Source organism: Nonlabens ulvanivorans (genome assembly GCF_032922765.1).
Classification (GTDB): domain Bacteria; phylum Bacteroidota; class Bacteroidia; order Flavobacteriales; family Flavobacteriaceae; genus Nonlabens; species Nonlabens ulvanivorans.
On the sequence record NZ_CP136694.1, the window covers coordinates 1729400 to 1745992 of the forward strand.

Genomic DNA, 16593 nt, shown 5'->3' on the forward strand with positions numbered 1-16593 from the left:
TCCAAACATTTATTGATATGTTTAAACTTTATTATTTTTACAAAGATAGCAGCTACCTATGTCAAGGCATGGAATTTGTAAAAGAATTTAATAAAAACAATTTGTAGCAAATATCAAGTTGCAATAAAACAAGAACATGAACGGACTTAAATTACTTACTGCGTTATTTCTATTGATAATAGCGATCCCTTTACAGCAGCAACCAGAAGGTATAAACATCACCATAGAAAAAGGTCATAAAAAGATTACCTATTATGCTGAAAATGTAACCGACAATGATCTTGATTTATTTTTTAAAGTCAATAGCACAGGTTTCCGTCGTAGTGCAGATCGACCTATGATCGAGACAATTCCTGCAAAAACTAAAAAAGCACTTATAACATTAATTCCTTTAAAGGGTATGGATACCACACATACTTATATTGCTGTAGTGACAAAAAAGGAAAATAATATTGAATTGCGCAAAACAGATACTATTGTTAAGGATGTAATGCGCATTGATCCTAAGAAGCAGAATTAAACAATTCTTTTTTTAATAGTATCACGATTACTATAAAGTAAACGATATAATTTGCAACATGTGCCATGACTATTCCTTCTATACTATATAGTGGTAATAAAATCATGCTGAAAATATAAAAGCTTAAAACGCTTACTATTTCTGCCACTAGATATCTTTTTATATCGTTGCGCGCAATAAATTGAAAAGCTAGTACTGTGGTGACTATTTTAATAAAATCGCCTATTAATTGCCATTTAAACAGTGGCTCCATTCCTTCAAAATCAGCATTAAATAAATAGAGGATGATATAGTCCCTAGAAATATATACTGCTATTAAACCTAATAGCAGAAAAGGCAAAATAGTTTTATAAAAATGTGATATCGTTGTTCTAAAATGGGATGAACTTTTATTTTTACTTAGTTTAGGTAGTACATACATACTTATTAAACTAGTCGCAAAAAGTATGTAGTAATTAGATACTCTAATCATTCCTTCCCACCATCCAGCCGCTGCATCACCTACTTGCGTGCGCACTTCATTACGTACTAGTATGGCAACCAAAGGCAATAAAAAGGCACTAACTAAAGCCATGGCACTGTATGAAAAGAGCTTTTTAGCAGTTTCTTGACTCCATTGAATACCTATCAATTCAAATAAAGGAACTTGATGTTGAATAGTACTTTTAAGAAAAAAAAAAGCAACTACACATTGTATAAAAGGGACTATCACAATACTATACAAAGCACCAGTCAGATTAAAAGTATAAATCAAATAAGCTGATATTATAAAAATCACTAGACTTATAACTATCTGTAAAGTGATATACCTTTTAAAAAATTCAAATCCTTGTAATAGTGAAGTAATAAAAATAAAAACGACATAAAACGGCAACGAAACAGCAAATAATCTAAAAACGGTTGTAAAGGATATATCAGTAGCGATTAGATAATCATCTAACCATGGTGCCGCGATAAAAATTAATATCGCTAGTATTAAACTAGATATGATTGATAAAGACCATGCAGTTTTGTAATGTTTTTTTAATTCAGTGAAGTCTTTACGATAAGCCGCTGCATATGATACTAATCCATGTTCAAACCCCAAAACGGCAAAAGTCTGTATACCTTGAGTAAAATTGCGAAGATTACCCATAATCGCCATTCCAGCAGCACCAGCATAGTCTGCAATGATACGAGACATTATTGCTCCTATACCTATTCTAATAAGAATGAATACACCATTAAAACTTGCAACTTTAAGCAGTACATTTTTAGTGAAAAAACTTAAGAGAGATCTCATTAATAGTTATTTACAACTTGAACTACTTTTTTAATTTCTGATGGAGATAGTAATGGATGACAAGGTATGCTTACCTCTGTCAGGTGTAAATTTTCTGTTTGCGGAAAACTTAAATCATTCAACTCTTTAAAGGCCTCTTGTTGATGTGGTGGTAAAGGATAATGTACATTAGTCTCAATACCGTTTTCCATCATATAATCTTGAAAGTGATCTCGATCTGTCACAAAAACAGGAAAAACATGCCAAGAGTTATGCTTTAAAAAGTTAACGTTAGCAGTCACTACGTGATCATTTGTAAAATGATCAAAATAATATTGAGCGACTTTTGATCGTTGCAAATTATCTTGATCAAGCAATGTTAATCTATTACTTAAAAAGGCAGCTTGCAATGGATCTAACCTACTATTAATTCCCTTTACAGAATTCTGAAATCGGTTATCACGACCATAGTTAGCTAGTTTACGAGCCATAGCTGCTAGTACATGATCATCTGTAGTGATAGCACCACCATCACCTAATGCACCTAAATTTTTTGTGGGATAGAAAGAGAAGGCACTTGCCCTAGCTAGACTTCCTGATCGCTTACCATCGCTATTAATGGCACCATGCGATTGTGCGCTATCACAATAGACTGGCTTTTGTTGCGCTGCCGCAAAAGCGTATACTTCATCGCTAACCAACTTACCATATAAGTCAACGGTAATAATCGCATCCACTTTATCAATTTGTGATTTTAAATCGTCGACAGTTAATAATATATCAGAAACATCTACAGGAACAGGCTGCATTCCAGCATGGATGATACTTAAAAAAGTTGCAATGTAAGTATGAGCTGGAAGAAGAATTTTAGCATTTTCTGTAAGGTTCCCTAATTCTTTTTCGGCCAATAATATTAAGGTTAATGCATCTAGACCGTTTCCTGTGCTTACAACCTTATCCACACCGCAATAAACCGCAAATTGCCTTTCAAATTGTTCTACGTAAGGACCACCTATATATCTACCTGATTCATAAACAGACGCAAATGATTGCTGATCTTTATGATGAAAACGGGCATTAAGCTCTCGTAATGGCAAGTAAGATATTTTCAAATTTTCTATGACTGGTGTTTTTTTAAACGTTTTTAAAAATAATAAAGTATTTGATAATGAAATCCTTAATGCGAATTAGTAAAATAGTTGAATATAAAAAAAAACGCTAAGCCAATAAACAGAAACACATTAATCCAAAAAGACAACTTTTGCATTTTTGTTTTCTCCTCTCTTAAACTCAAAATGGCACATGTAAAACCTATTAGGATACTGATATATTGAAAGGTTATTAAGTAAGCAATCACCATATCAAACTGTGTACTGGCGTTACGATCTAATTGAGATAAGATTAAAAAAATAGTTAATAGAACAATTGAAATCCATGCAAAATGCAAGGAACGTTTACTGTATTTCATACTTAAATTTTACTCCATCTTGACCTAAACACAGGTTGATTAATGGCTCCTAGTTCCTCTTTAAATCGTTGTAAACCTCTATTTACAGATCCATCACTTTCATTCACATGTCCATAATCTATGTAGTTATAGTTTAGGTCTTTGAAATTTTTACTAGCTTCAATATATAAAAAGTCCAATGCGCTTTTTTTCATGCCGTCTAAAGTAGCGGCTGCATATTGTGATTTTACGATAGTTCCTTTTATAAAAAAAGTTACACCTGCTAATAAATTATCACTTTCATAGACCAAAAACTGTTTAATCTGATCAGGAAATCTGGAAGCTAATAATTCTATCTCAGCTAGGCTATGAACTGGACTAGCTTGATGTCTAGCTTTTAATTGAGGCTCCAGTATATCATCCCAGAATATTTTGAAATCATTATTAATTACTAATCTCAATTCATCAAATTTTCCATTACGATATCCACTTGTTTTTTTTGAAGAAATATTAAATTCATTCCTCAAGTTTACATGCAAGTTATGCAAAGCCTGGTATGTATTAAAATCTAGAAATTCAAACTGTTTTATAGTATGCAAATGATGCCTGTTATAGATAGCTGGTTGCCACCTTATTTCAACGGATAAGTAATGAGTTTTGAGATAAAAAATAATCTCAGTTAAAATAGCAATCATTAACTCATTAGAGGTTTCTAACTTCATAAAAACACCTCCATAAGTTAAACCTTGATGGCTATAAAATTGGTCTCCGACACTATTCCCTGGTACACAAGCCACCAGTTTATCATTATAGTATACCATCAGGCTTGCATCTTCAAAACGATCCTGATGATAATCCAAGAAATTCCTATCTAATAAAAAAGTGCCATTACAAGACTGCTTTATGAAAGCATTCCATGTAATGGCGTTTTTTGGATAGTATTTTTGAATGGTAATATTCAATGGAAAATATTCAGTGCGCTAAGATAGCAGAATAATCATTCCATTTTAAGCAATATGAAAGGTAGTATCATATTAAAAAAGTTAATTAAGCAACTCAATAATTTCAGTCGCTTTACCAGCATTGTATAAATGTTCCTTTCTTATTTTGTTAAATATCATGAGAGCTTTCTTTTCGTCGCCTTTTTTAAGATATAGGAGCCCTTTATACCAATATCCCTTCTCCGCATCAAGGAAATCACTAGATATCAATTGATCATATGCGATGATGGCATCGTCATAAGACCCCATTTCCATCAAAGATATTCCCTTTAAAAGATAGAAGGCTGGTAAGTTTTCTTGTGAGGTAATAATTGAATTCTCAATGATAGGCATAGCCTCGTTATACTTTTCATCTATAAATAATGCAGTAGCCTCATCAAGCGCACTTTGACTATCACCATCTCTTACTATGGAATATGTAAGCTGGTTTTTATCCAGATAGGTAGCATAAACATGGTCTGGAGTCGAATTAGTCCCATTGAATTGAGATACACTTATAATGATAACAACCGATGCAGCAGCAGCATATATAAGATGTTTCCATCTGAAATCATACCTTGCCTTTATAGGTTCACTAGAATGATCGATATTCTTTAATGTAGCTTTAAGGTTAATAATGTCTTCATCATTAAATAATTCTTGATATTCTGTTATGACAGCTTTATCTACATTATTAGCAAAGCTCCAACCTGCCTTATGGAATGTATCATGCAATTGTTGTTCAATTATTAATTGTTCCACAAATTTTGAATCTTTCTTTCTTATTTCAAATTGAGCATGTTCCTCATGAGTTAAGGAATTTTTAAAGTACTTTTCAAGTAAAAGGTCGTCTGGCGTAATCATAATTCTCTTAAGGCATTAAATCTAGGGCTGTCTTTGATAAGCTCTATCAGTTTCTTTTTGCATTTAAAGACACGTTGTCTTGCGACTGTTTCAGAACTATATGCCAAATCTTTCACCATATCAGCATAGGACACATCATTAAAAAACATTTCAAGAATAGACTTGCAGTTATCTGAACTCAAACCCAAGGCTGCTTGAAATAATTCTAATCGTTCTTGTTCTAATAAAACATGTGCATCTTCATTTTTCATATAGAACTGTTCCTCCTCTATATCTTTTGTTACCCAATGTGAAGATTTATTTAGTTCTCTTCTCCACAAATTCTTACATGCAGTAAATAAAAAAGCCTTGAAACTAGATTTAATTGAAAATGGATTCTTTTTATATCTAACGGCTATTTGAACTAATGCCTTTTGGAAAACATCCTCGCCATCTTCAACAGAACCTTTATTTTGAACCACAAATTTTTTCACCTTAGGCAAGGTGTCCTTATAGAGTTCTGAAATCACAGCAGAGTCACTCGTTAATAAGGCTCTTAAGTATTTTAAATCATCTGCCATTTGAACAAATATATAAGTAAATCACATAGAGTTTATTTTTAAGGGTAACAAAAACCGACTTTTGGTAACAGTAGGGTACTAACCTAAACTATAAAACCCTACTTTTATGAAAAATTTATTTTTAAAACTATTCTTTTGTTCGATTATCTCAATAACCATCTCTTCATGCACTATTAATTCTCTTGAAGAAGATGATTTAACAACTAATAATAAAAGTTTAACCATATTAAGTGATTTAATTAAAATAGACCTTTATATAAGTTGGGAACCTGGGACTACAGAAGATCAAAAAAATCACGTCAGAGAGCAATTAACGCACTCAAACTCATTGACCACTTTACATTCTTTCTATATCGATGAAACCATTCATAATGGAGAAATATGGCAATTATCTAGCAAACTACTTCAATCCGACACAACAGATCCAATTCTGTGGATAGAAGATGAAGATTTAATTAAACATGCTAGCTTTGAACCATTTTAATAAATAATTTGTAATTTAGATTTTATATTCCGATTTTCTTGAAATCTAGTTTTAACCGCATCATATTTTGGCTACTTGTACTTTGCTTAAGCAATACTGCAAGTAGCCAAACTTTTTACGATCTATTTGATTCGTTTGAAAAAAGCAAAGGTATTGAAGCTTTACAGCCTCAATTAGACAGTCTGTTGAAATCAACTCCAGATTATCTTAAATACACTGAGATGTCACATGACTTTTCCGTTAAATACTTCAGATTGAGAGACTATAATGCAGCGATAAAATATGCTCAGTTAGAAGTCAATTCATTTGAAAAACATGAAGTGGTGGATGAAAAATATAGTAGAGCACTATATCAGCTAGGTTATTTTCAAGATCTTACTGCTCAACCTGACATAGCTTTACAAAATTTCAGTAAAGTAATATCTATTGACCCTAATTCTTATATATCAATTCAAGCTTACGGTAAATTAGGAAGCTGTTACTATAAATTAGGTGATTACTATCAGGCAGAGATTTATTATCTTAAGGCTATTTCCGATTTAGAAAATTATAATGATTCTGGTTTTTTAGCTTCACAGTACTTAAGCTTATCAAAAGTTTACCACACCTTAGACACTGAGGATTCGAGGACAAAAGAACTAAACATATTAAAAAAGGTATTAGAACTTAACAAGAAAGTAAAACTCAACGACCGTAGATTATCAATTCTCTATAATAATTTAGCTAATTATTATAATAATGAAAAATCATATGATTTTTATAAAGCCAAATTATATTATCAAAAATTACTTAAACATTCTATTGAAAAAGCAGACTCAACTTCTATAGGAATAGGTTACGGAAATCTAGGAAATCTATATATAAAACAAGGAATAGACAGCGCAAAATATTTTTTAAATAGAAGTTTGGAGTACTCTTTATCAATAGAATCTAAAGACCGAGTGTTTAAAAACATTGCGAATTTTGAATTGAATAACGGCAATAATGAAAGTGCTTTGACCTTTCTTGATAAAGCAATTCAAGTTAATTTCACTAATGAACAAGTTGACACTAACACTCCTTCTCTTGTTCATTTTAAAAACGCTATAAACCCAATAGGAGTTATCAATTCATTATCTAAAAAAGCAGAAATTCTTTTACATCAGTATGATAATTCAAAAAAGAACTCTTATATAATCAATGCTTTTAAAAATTTACAAACTGCAGATTCACTAATTGATTATATCCAAAACGCAAATAATGAAGAGAGCTCAAAAATGTACTGGCGTAAAGAAGCATCTAAGGTTTATCACTATGCTGTGTATTGTTCATACATATTAGATGATGCAAAGCTAGCTTTTATATATAGCGAGAAAAATAAAGCCGTATTACTTACAGAAAATATTATCCAAAACTCTTTTGACGTTCCAGAATCTATTAAAAACAGAAGAAGGTTTTTAAGTAATAAATTAATAGAGTACGAAAGAAAACTTGAAGAAAAAAAAGACTCAAATTCTATAAAGTTTTTCAACAAAGCCATTCTTAATCAAAGACTTGAAATTAAAAAATACGACGACTCTATTGCTACTAACTATACAGATGGCCTAACCAAAACGCACACTAATCAGCTAACGAGCCTATCAGAAGTACAAAAAAAATTAACCCCAAACGAAATGGTTATTTCTTATGTATGGAATGAAGAAGTAATATGCAAAAATCATCTTATGTGTGTAGTGATAACACCTACAGATGCACAAGTATTTGAATTAGAAGATGCTGATGATTTAAAGCTTGAAATCTCTCAATACCTGCAACTTTTGTCTAAGCCTTTTAACACAGAAGATGATATTAAAGAATATTCAATAAAAGCAAATTCTATATATAACAGACTTTTTCCGGAAGAAATTCAGAAACAAATAAAGGCAAAGAAAACAACAATTATTGCAGACGGTCAATTACAGAATATACCCTTCGACGCATTAATCACAGATATTAAAAAGCATACGTATCTAATTAATGAAAGTCAAATTAACTATGCGTATTCGCTATCCTTTTCTAAAAGTAATGCCGCTATTAATAGAACGGCCAAAAAAAATCTAATAAGCTTCTCTCCTACCACATTTGACCTTATAGGTTTACCTAAATTATATAATACAAATGAAGAGATAACTTCTATAAATAAATACATTGAAGGTGATAATTATATAAATAATAACGCTACTAAAAGTAATTTTAAAGAGTACATCAATGACTATAAAATTATACATCTTGCCACACACGCAAGTTCTGGAGAGAATCCTTTTATAGCCTTTCATGACAGCAAATTGAGTATCAAAGAACTTTATTCCCTAGAGAACAATGCTCAACTTGTTTTCTTAAGTGCTTGCGATACTTCAATTGGAGAAATTATCCAAGGTGAAGGCACTTTGACACTGGCAAGAGGTTTTTTCTATACAGGATCTCAAGCTGTAGTAGCCTCTTTATGGAAGACCAGTGATAAGTCAACCTCCTATATTGTGGAGGATTTTTACAAAAATATTGAAGAAAATGAAGGAGTCTCTACTGCCCTACACAATGCAAAACTTAAATACCTCAGAGAGAATAGCCTCTCAGACGCTTCTCCATATTATTGGGCTTCATTAAAAGCCATGGGAGATAATCAACCTATTTCTTTAGATAACTATAATATATACTATTGGATTGTAGCAATTTTGATTCTTATTCTACTTATTTTCTTCTTTTTAAAGTCCCGTAAAGGATAATTAATATTAATTATGTTATTTCCTACACATTACGCTTTCGCGAAAGCGTAATGACAACTTCATTTCTCTATTTCAGGACCTGTACGATAATAAATTTACTCAAAATAACTATTCTTCTGGGTAACAAAAGGGTCTTTAACAGAACAACATTTTGAATGCATTCTGGGAGACTTTCTGAAAACCCATTTAACAGAGTAGGAACTAACCAAATCAATTATCATGAAAAAACTATATTCAATAGTGCTCATATTAATTATGAGTAGTTGTATGTTTCTAAATGCGCAAATATTAAATGAGAAAGACCGCTATCAAGAGCAGCTAAAAGTTGAAAAAAAGATAGCTTCATTCATTCAAGAAAACATCGATAATGTCATACCAGAAAAGCATCTGTATAATTACATAGAAAAGCTTAGAACCGCAGATGAGCATACCATTCAAGAGCTAACAGCTATTCCTTTTGAAGAGTTACTGACGATTTATAAAAAGGATTATTTACGCAGTCTTTATTTTACAAATAATCCCGAAGCTACCACTATTTTTAAAGCTATTGCCGCTCCTATTTGCACAAACGGCGATTTTGAATCTGGAGCTTTTGACACCTCACTTGCTGGTGAAACCGGTATATATAACTTGGGAGAATGTGATGCCATACCTTTAGTAGGAGCTTCAAATATAATTTTTAATCCAGAGGCCTTTGGAAATGCTAATCATTTTGACATTACTAATATAGGTCTAGACCCTATCGTTGCATACGGTGGTGGTTCTTTACAGATGGTTAACAATGGAAATCATGCTGTACGTATCAATGCTCCATTGATTTGTAATACCGGTACAGAAAACCCTAATGGTGGTATTAATAAATTAATCAAGTCCATTACTTTGCAAGATGATGGTATTCAAGAAGTAAATTTTAGTTATGCATTAGTGGCAGATTATCCTAATCATTCAAATGAAAATCCATTTTTTATGGCTAGAGCACTAGATGCTAGTAGTAACACTTTAGATCGTTTTTGTATCGTTTCTAATCCAGATCCTACGGTTAATCCATTTATAAACAGTTTTGCAGATTACCCAGGTTGTCTTACTAATCAGGTAGTATGGCAGGACTGGACTTGTGGCTCTTTAACTGTGAATGGTAAGGCTGGAGATGTCATCACCCTAGAGTTTATTGTTTCAGACTGTGGTCAAACCGCTCATTTTGGATATGCATACGTTGATGATATATGTGCTATAAGTTGTACAGGGAGCGGTCAAGGATCTATTCAATTAACACCTATGGACCCATGTCAGGACACGCCATTACAGGTTTGTGGAACTTACACGTTACCCAATCTTAACGGCACCAACGGATCAGTCAATTCTATTGAATTAGACATTCTACAAAATGGGAATGTGGTTAATACCTTATCAACTTCCATAAATGGAGCAGGAAACTTTTGTTTTACTGTAAATAGCTCTGAAATGACTGGTCAATCTGGCGGTTATGATTTCCAAGCCAATATTGTTTTCAATATCGGTTCAGGCACACAACCAGCAACGGATTCACAAACCAATCCAGGTCAAAATAATGATTATATTTTTGACAATCCAGACTGTTGCCCTACAGATGCATCGTTTAACGCATTTATAGATACAGGTGGCTTACTAGCAATATCAAGTTTTACAGACTACAGCGCTTTTAACCCAACCCATGAATGGTATGTATTATCGAGCCCTAATAGTTCAGGCGGACCTTACACACCAGTTTATAGTGTTTTAGATAATGGGCCAGCCACAATCAATTTAATCCCTAACGCACAACCAGGATTATACTACACAGTAATTCATATTATGAAGTCTAACGACTGTGCAGATATATGTGAAAGTAAAGTTCTTTATTATAATAATGGAAGCAAACGTGGTGAAGAATTAGATTATCGTTCTAATCAAGATTGTTGTCTTGCTTTGCAGTTTTGGGCAAACGGTCCAGGTCAAACCAGTAGTCTCTCAGGTGATTTTCAAGTAGGTGTTGACTTTAATGGTACTGTAACGACTAACGTTGTTAATCCATACAATAACCATCCAGGAATAACACATAGTTGGGAACTATATTCAAGCCCTAATTCAACAGGTGGACCATATACATTAGTCGATTCTCAAACCGGTCTTAATTATAGTTATAGCTCTATATCTGATGGTATTTATTACTTTGTCCTTCATAAAGTAGAAACAGATTGCGGTCAAGTATGTTTTGTTCAAGATATTTGCAGAAATTGTGCAAGTCGAGGCAGCTCTAGTATTGCAGGTGAAATAGATTGTGACTTTTTTAATAATACCACAGTCAACTGCACTGCTACAGAGAAACATGAATACAGTTGTAAGACAAACATGCTAGAATGGGCCGCTGTACCTGGAGCATTAGGTTATGTTATAGAAGTTAATTATAATGATCCTGACTGCTGCCCTAGATCCACTACCCTACCTACTAGTCAGCGCTTTGAGGTAGGACCTGGAACTACAACATTGTCAATTCCTATCAATCGATCTGGCTGTTTCAGCTATTCAATCGGCACTTTATGTGCAGATTCTAGATTACCTAAATGGACAGTTAAAGAATGTGTATCCTGTAATTCTATTATTATACCGTTGTGTGCCGCTCCAACTAGTACTGATTTTAATTGTGATAGAGGTATTATATCATGGACAGGATCACCATCGTCCAATGATTATGTGGTAGAATACACTTATAATGATCCAGATTGCTGCCTTAGTAATCAACGTCCAATCACTAATAGTATAAACGTTACGGGAACTAGTTTACAAATATTAATACCGACAACAGCATATTGCATAAGTTATCGTGTGGGAACTATATGTCCTGATTTTAGAGAACCGATCTGGACTGCCAAAGTATGTCAAACTTGTAGAGGAATAGGTATAGTCCCTAAAAATGAAAATATAGGAAATACCAAAATCTCACCTAATCCTAGTAATGGTGTAACCACATTCACATTTGAATCTAGTGATATCAGACTTCAAAAGATTATTATTTATAACCTAAACGGTGTTGAAGTAGAGACAATTGATATCCCTGATTATAAAGAATCGATTTATAAAAAAACCTGGGATGGTAAAGACATTTTAAAAAAAGGAGTATACTTTGTGAGTTTTCAGACTTCAGAAGGCAAAAAAGTCGAGAAGTTAATTATTAAGTAAAAAGAATTTTACTCTATCTAATATCAACTCAACAACAGAAAGCAGAGATCAATTCTCTGCTTTTTTTTTAAATAAACAGTTATAATGAATTAAATAAAAAAGTAAAAAAAAATGAATTTATCGGGTAACAAAATCTACTCATTAGGAACACTATTATGAAAAGACAGTTAAACTGTTGTTTTAAAACATTAGTAAAAAGAGTCAGAATAATAAACCAGTCAATTTCTTTATAAAATTTAATTTTTATTAAAGACACTGTCTATCCCTATAAACAGGACTGGTTATTAGAATTTTAAATAATAGTTGGAATAGTTAAGTATACTATTTCATTAATAAATAAAAAATTAGAAAGTGGTGATTATTAGGTTCTACTATTAATTGGGGAGACCATTTTTTAAAAGAAGGCAGGAAATTTTCCTGCCTTTTTTAATGCGTTAAATTTAGAAATTATCATGACAAGGCACAAAAAAAGCAGATTCTTAAGAATCTGCCTTTAAATATTACTCTTAATCAGTATTGATTATGAAAGTTGTTTTCCTGCGCGTTTACGCTCACCTTCATCAAGAAGAATTTTACGTATTCTCAAGAAATTAGGAGTTACTTCAACATATTCATCTTTCTGGATGTATTCAAGCGCTTCCTCTAGTGTAAACTTCACTGGTGGAGCAATCTTTACTTTATCATCATTACCGGCACTACGCACGTTAGAAAGCTTCTTAGTTTTAGTAAGGTTGATCGCAAGATCATCTGGTCTAGAGTTCTCTCCTACTACCTGACCACCATATATTTCTTCACCTGGTGCGATAAAGAATTTGCCACGATCCTGTAATTTATCCATTGAATAAGGAATAGAAGTTCCTTTTTCCATAGAGATCATAGAACCGTTGATACGACCCGCAATTTCACCTTTATAAGGTTCAAAACCTACAAAACGGTGATTCATAATAGCCTCACCAGCAGTAGCAGTGATCAATTGGTTTCTTAGACCTATGATACCACGAGAAGGAATTTTAAATTCACAAACCATACGCTCACCCTTTGGGGCCATACTAGTCATTTCCCCTTTTCTTAAAGTAACCATCTCAACAGCTTTACCACTTACCGCTTCTGGTAAATCAATAGTTAGCTCTTCAATAGGCTCACATTTAACACCGTCTATTTCTTTAATGATAACTTGTGGTTGACCTATTTGTAATTCATAACCTTCACGACGCATCGTTTCAATTAATACAGAAAGGTGTAATACACCACGACCGAAAACCATAAACTTATCTGCACTACCCGTATCATGAACCTGTAAAGCTAGATTTTTTTCTAGTTCCTTAGTTAAACGATCATTAATATGACGAGATGTTACAAACTTTCCGTCTTTACCAAAGAAAGGAGAATCGTTGATAGTAAATAACATACTCATTGTCGGTTCATCAATTGCAATAGTTTCCATTGCTTCTGGATTTTCAAAATCGGCAACACTATCACCTATTTCAAAACCTTCTAAACCTACAATTGCACAAATATCACCAGCCATTACTTCTTGAGCTTTGGCTTTACCCATACCATCAAAGACATAAACCTCTTTAACCTTAGTCTTAGTCATAGAACCGTCACGCTTACATAGCGTCACGTTTTGACCTTCTTTAATAGAACCTCTTTTAATACGACCTATTGCAATACGACCTGTATAATTAGAGAAATCTAATGAAGTAATTAATAGTTGAGTCGTTCCTTCTTCAACCTTTGGAGCAGGAACATGCTCGATAACCATATCTAATAATGGTTCAATATTAGTTGTTTCATTTTGCCAGTCCTCAGACATCCAGTTATTTTTTGCACTACCATAAACGGTAGGAAAATCTAACTGCCATTCTTCTGCACCTAGTTCAAACATTAAATCAAATACAGATTCATGTACTTCATCTGGTGTACAGTTCTCTTTATCAACTTTATTTACAACTACACAAGGCTTAAGACCTAGGTCTATTGCTTTTTGTAATACAAAACGAGTTTGTGGCATTGGTCCTTCAAATGCATCTACCAAAAGTAGAACACCATCTGCCATATTCAATACACGTTCTACCTCACCACCAAAATCGGCGTGACCAGGTGTATCAATGATATTAATCTTAGTCCCTTTATACATAACAGAAACGTTCTTTGCTAGGATTGTAATCCCACGCTCACGTTCAATGTCATTGTTATCAAGGATTAACTCTCCTGTTGTCTCGTTCTCACGGAAAATTTCACAATGGTGTAAAATCTTGTCTACTAACGTAGTCTTACCGTGGTCTACGTGAGCAATAATCGCAATGTTTCTAATGTCTTTCATAAAAATAACGCTTGTTAGCGGCTGCAAAAATAGGCTTATTTATTGGTTTTTAGCGGTTTATTGAAATATTTGCACAGCTTCTTTCAAATACTTGATTTTCAATAGCCTTAAATCTAATTGATATTTCGCTTTCGCGAAAGCGAATCATAAAACCATAACCATTTATTAATTCATCCATCCTATAAATATATTTTACTCCTAATCGTTAAGTCTTTCTTAATCATTAGGAATAAAGTGACGTTTCATTTTGTTAGGTATTTGTAAATCATACCTTTGCCGCTGATAGAAAAATATCAATTTTTATGAGTCAAGTTAAAGCAAATGACACTGTAAAGGTGCATTACACAGGTAAATTAAAAGCAACAGGACAGGTCTTTGATACATCTTCAGACAGAGAGCCATTAGAAGCTCAACTAGGTCAAGGAATGTTGATCCCAGGTTTTGAAAACGGCCTTATAGACATGAAGGTAAATGAAAAGAAAACTATTGAAATCCCTAAGGAAGAAGCTTATGGTGAGGTAATGGAAGAACTTTTTCATAAAGTAGATAGAACACAATTACCACAAGAAGTACAACCTGAAGTAGGAATGGGATTGATTTCTCAAAACCCTGATGGGACAGAAAGACAATTGCGCGTTGCAGAGGTACAGGAAGATCACATAGTAGTTGATGCTAACCATCCACTAGCTGGTCAGGACCTTGTATTTGAATTAGAATTAGTAGGAATCAACTAAGGTTCTCTACAACATTTAAAAAAGCCTGTCGATAAATATCGACAGGCTTTTTTTATCATTCTATTTAAAGAAATACTTAATCTACCACAACTGCGCGGGATATAGGAGTATCACTTTTCACAACAACAAATGATGACACCGGATAAAAAGAATTATCTGTAGTCGTATTAGTCCAGTTTTCAAAACCATATTCAAAGGTAAAAGTTGTACCTGCCATACTGGATGTAAATGAGTCTATTCTCGTAGGCACTTCCATTCCCGGACACCATCCAGCTCGATCTGGAGTCCAGTTTCCAGGTGCTTGATTGCTAACTGGATTAGAAGCACATCCCAGAGGACCCAAATTATGCTGAAACATATTTGCGCCGTTGATACTCACACTATGCGTTCTATAGCACCATTCAGCACAAGTACGACCATCTGGATCACCAGATGCTGCTTGTCCCCATCCAGATATTATAGTACGCAAATGTGTGCTTTGGGCATTTGAAGGAATATTAATCGAACGTGTAAGATCAAAGGCATGTGCGACACCGTATGGTACACCTGCTTGTGAGCCATTATCATAATTAAGAACTCTAGTGATCCCATAATATTGATAATCTGGTGTTCCTTCTATATAATCAAAGTCTACACTAACCTCATAACCTTTTGCATTCCAGCACTCAGTTCTTATTCTTAGCTCAACGTTACCGGTTAGCATTGATTTAAAATCAGTGACATCAAATTCAAATCCTCTAGGCAACTGACTGTTATCATTCCAGTATGGTGTTATAAATCTAGCCATTTCATAACGCTCTCCAGACATCGGATCTGTTACTTTTACATTTGCAAAAACATCCCACTCATCACATCCTCCTGATGGACAGGTAAGTTTTACATACATTTTTATTGTCTCTATATTACTTAGGTCATTATGGAGATTAAATGTCTGAACAGATGTTTGATTAAATCCACCACCAAAGGCGACTCTAGTTCTATTAAAGGTTAGATAGTTATGTATCACTGGTGTACCTGACCCATTAAGTGCTATTACGATATCGTCTGCTATGTCGGTAGTTTGAATAACGATATTTTCTTGAAACGTATTTATGGCATCTGGAATGAATCTAACAAAAATCAAACTTGAAGTAGTAAGGACAGGTAAGCTTAGTTGAGTAGAAAATGTAGAACCATCCACTGACAATTCATATGGGCTTGTTGTTGCTACATTAATATCACTGGTTAAGTTTGAATAACTCAAAGTAAAAGATTTTAATTGCGAGTTCTCACCTACTTGAGTATCCTCAAATAAAATTTGGCTCACCGAAGCTGATAAAGCTGCCGTATCCCCAGAACCATTTGAACCTGAATCATCATTTTCTTCAGAACTACATTGAATAAAAAATAAAGCAAATAAAAAAACAGTGAGGTATTTAATCGATTTTAAAATTGTATTCATGTCGTCAAGTTTATGTTTAGTGCAATTTAAAACAAATTTC

Annotated in this window: 12 protein-coding genes; 5 read left to right on the top strand and 7 right to left on the bottom strand. The window is 33.4% G+C overall.

The window, feature by feature from the left end; translation table 11 throughout:
• The first annotated feature begins 136 nt into the window (after positions 1 to 136).
• On the top strand, positions 137 to 520 hold the full coding sequence (locus tag R1T42_RS07750; RefSeq protein ID WP_317289925.1) for a hypothetical protein: 384 nt from the start codon (positions 137 to 139) through the stop codon (positions 518 to 520).
• Here R1T42_RS07750 and R1T42_RS07755 read toward each other — a convergent pair.
• The 5 genes from R1T42_RS07755 to R1T42_RS07775 all read right to left on the bottom strand — a co-directional run bounded on the left by R1T42_RS07755 (position 504) and on the right by R1T42_RS07775 (position 5632).
• Positions 504 to 1802 (bottom strand): O-antigen translocase, encoded by a 1299-nt coding sequence (locus R1T42_RS07755; protein WP_317289926.1) that lies wholly within the window; start codon positions 1800 to 1802, stop codon positions 504 to 506. The genes R1T42_RS07750 and R1T42_RS07755 overlap by 17 nt on opposite strands.
• Positions 1802 to 2893: a DegT/DnrJ/EryC1/StrS family aminotransferase gene (locus tag R1T42_RS07760; protein ID WP_317289927.1), complete on the bottom strand. Its 1092-nt coding sequence runs from the start codon at positions 2891 to 2893 to the stop codon at positions 1802 to 1804. The genes R1T42_RS07755 and R1T42_RS07760 overlap by 1 nt, the downstream gene beginning before the upstream one ends.
• Positions 2894 to 3251: 358 nt before the next feature.
• Positions 3252 to 4190 (bottom strand): hypothetical protein, encoded by a 939-nt coding sequence (locus tag R1T42_RS07765; RefSeq protein ID WP_317289928.1) that lies wholly within the window; start codon positions 4188 to 4190, stop codon positions 3252 to 3254.
• A gap of 81 nt (positions 4191 to 4271) precedes the next feature.
• The gene (locus tag R1T42_RS07770; protein WP_317289929.1) at positions 4272 to 5072 is read right to left on the bottom strand and encodes a tetratricopeptide repeat protein; all 801 of its coding nucleotides are present in this window, start codon (positions 5070 to 5072) and stop codon (positions 4272 to 4274) included.
• Entirely contained in the window at positions 5069 to 5632 is a 564-nt protein-coding gene (locus R1T42_RS07775; protein WP_317289930.1) for an RNA polymerase sigma factor, read from the bottom strand. The genes R1T42_RS07770 and R1T42_RS07775 overlap by 4 nt, the downstream gene beginning before the upstream one ends.
• Before the next feature lie 106 nt (positions 5633 to 5738).
• On the opposite strand from R1T42_RS07775, the gene R1T42_RS07780 reads away from it, so the two are divergent.
• The 3 genes from R1T42_RS07780 (at position 5739) to R1T42_RS07790 (ending at position 12052) form a co-directional block, all read left to right on the top strand.
• Positions 5739 to 6116, top strand: coding sequence for a hypothetical protein (locus R1T42_RS07780; protein ID WP_317289931.1), 378 nt, complete (start codon positions 5739 to 5741; stop codon positions 6114 to 6116).
• A gap of 38 nt (positions 6117 to 6154) precedes the next feature.
• The gene (locus R1T42_RS07785) at positions 6155 to 8857 is read left to right on the top strand and encodes a CHAT domain-containing protein (protein WP_317289932.1); all 2703 of its coding nucleotides are present in this window, start codon (positions 6155 to 6157) and stop codon (positions 8855 to 8857) included.
• 219 nt (positions 8858 to 9076) lie between these two features.
• Positions 9077 to 12052: a T9SS type A sorting domain-containing protein gene (locus R1T42_RS07790; RefSeq protein WP_317289933.1), complete on the top strand. Its 2976-nt coding sequence runs from the start codon at positions 9077 to 9079 to the stop codon at positions 12050 to 12052.
• A 520-nt stretch (positions 12053 to 12572) separates the two neighbouring features.
• Here R1T42_RS07790 and typA read toward each other — a convergent pair.
• Positions 12573 to 14378: a translational GTPase TypA gene (gene typA, locus R1T42_RS07795; RefSeq protein WP_317289934.1), complete on the bottom strand. Its 1806-nt coding sequence runs from the start codon at positions 14376 to 14378 to the stop codon at positions 12573 to 12575.
• A 302-nt stretch (positions 14379 to 14680) separates the two neighbouring features.
• Between typA and R1T42_RS07800 the strand changes: the two genes are divergently transcribed.
• Positions 14681 to 15112: an FKBP-type peptidyl-prolyl cis-trans isomerase gene (locus R1T42_RS07800; protein WP_317289935.1), complete on the top strand. Its 432-nt coding sequence runs from the start codon at positions 14681 to 14683 to the stop codon at positions 15110 to 15112.
• 76 nt (positions 15113 to 15188) lie between these two features.
• Here R1T42_RS07800 and R1T42_RS07805 read toward each other — a convergent pair whose 3' ends face one another.
• Positions 15189 to 16553, bottom strand: a complete 1365-nt coding sequence (locus R1T42_RS07805) for a peptide-N-glycosidase F-related protein (RefSeq protein WP_317289936.1) — start codon at positions 16551 to 16553, stop codon at positions 15189 to 15191.
• Positions 16554 to 16593 lie beyond the last annotated feature (40 nt).

Coding starts and splice junctions, on each gene's coding strand:
- R1T42_RS07750 (WP_317289925.1), top strand. CDS start 137: ATGAACGGACTTAAATTACTTACTGCGTTATTTCTATTGATAATAGCG.
- R1T42_RS07755 (WP_317289926.1), bottom strand. CDS start 1,802: ATGAGATCTCTCTTAAGTTTTTTCACTAAAAATGTACTGCTTAAAGTT.
- R1T42_RS07770 (WP_317289929.1), bottom strand. CDS start 5,072: ATGATTACGCCAGACGACCTTTTACTTGAAAAGTACTTTAAAAATTCC.
- R1T42_RS07775 (WP_317289930.1), bottom strand. CDS start 5,632: ATGGCAGATGATTTAAAATACTTAAGAGCCTTATTAACGAGTGACTCT.
- R1T42_RS07780 (WP_317289931.1), top strand. CDS start 5,739: ATGAAAAATTTATTTTTAAAACTATTCTTTTGTTCGATTATCTCAATA.
- R1T42_RS07790 (WP_317289933.1), top strand. CDS start 9,077: ATGAAAAAACTATATTCAATAGTGCTCATATTAATTATGAGTAGTTGT.
- typA (WP_317289934.1), bottom strand. CDS start 14,378: ATGAAAGACATTAGAAACATTGCGATTATTGCTCACGTAGACCACGGT.
- R1T42_RS07800 (WP_317289935.1), top strand. CDS start 14,681: ATGAGTCAAGTTAAAGCAAATGACACTGTAAAGGTGCATTACACAGGT.
- R1T42_RS07805 (WP_317289936.1), bottom strand. CDS start 16,553: ATGAATACAATTTTAAAATCGATTAAATACCTCACTGTTTTTTTATTT.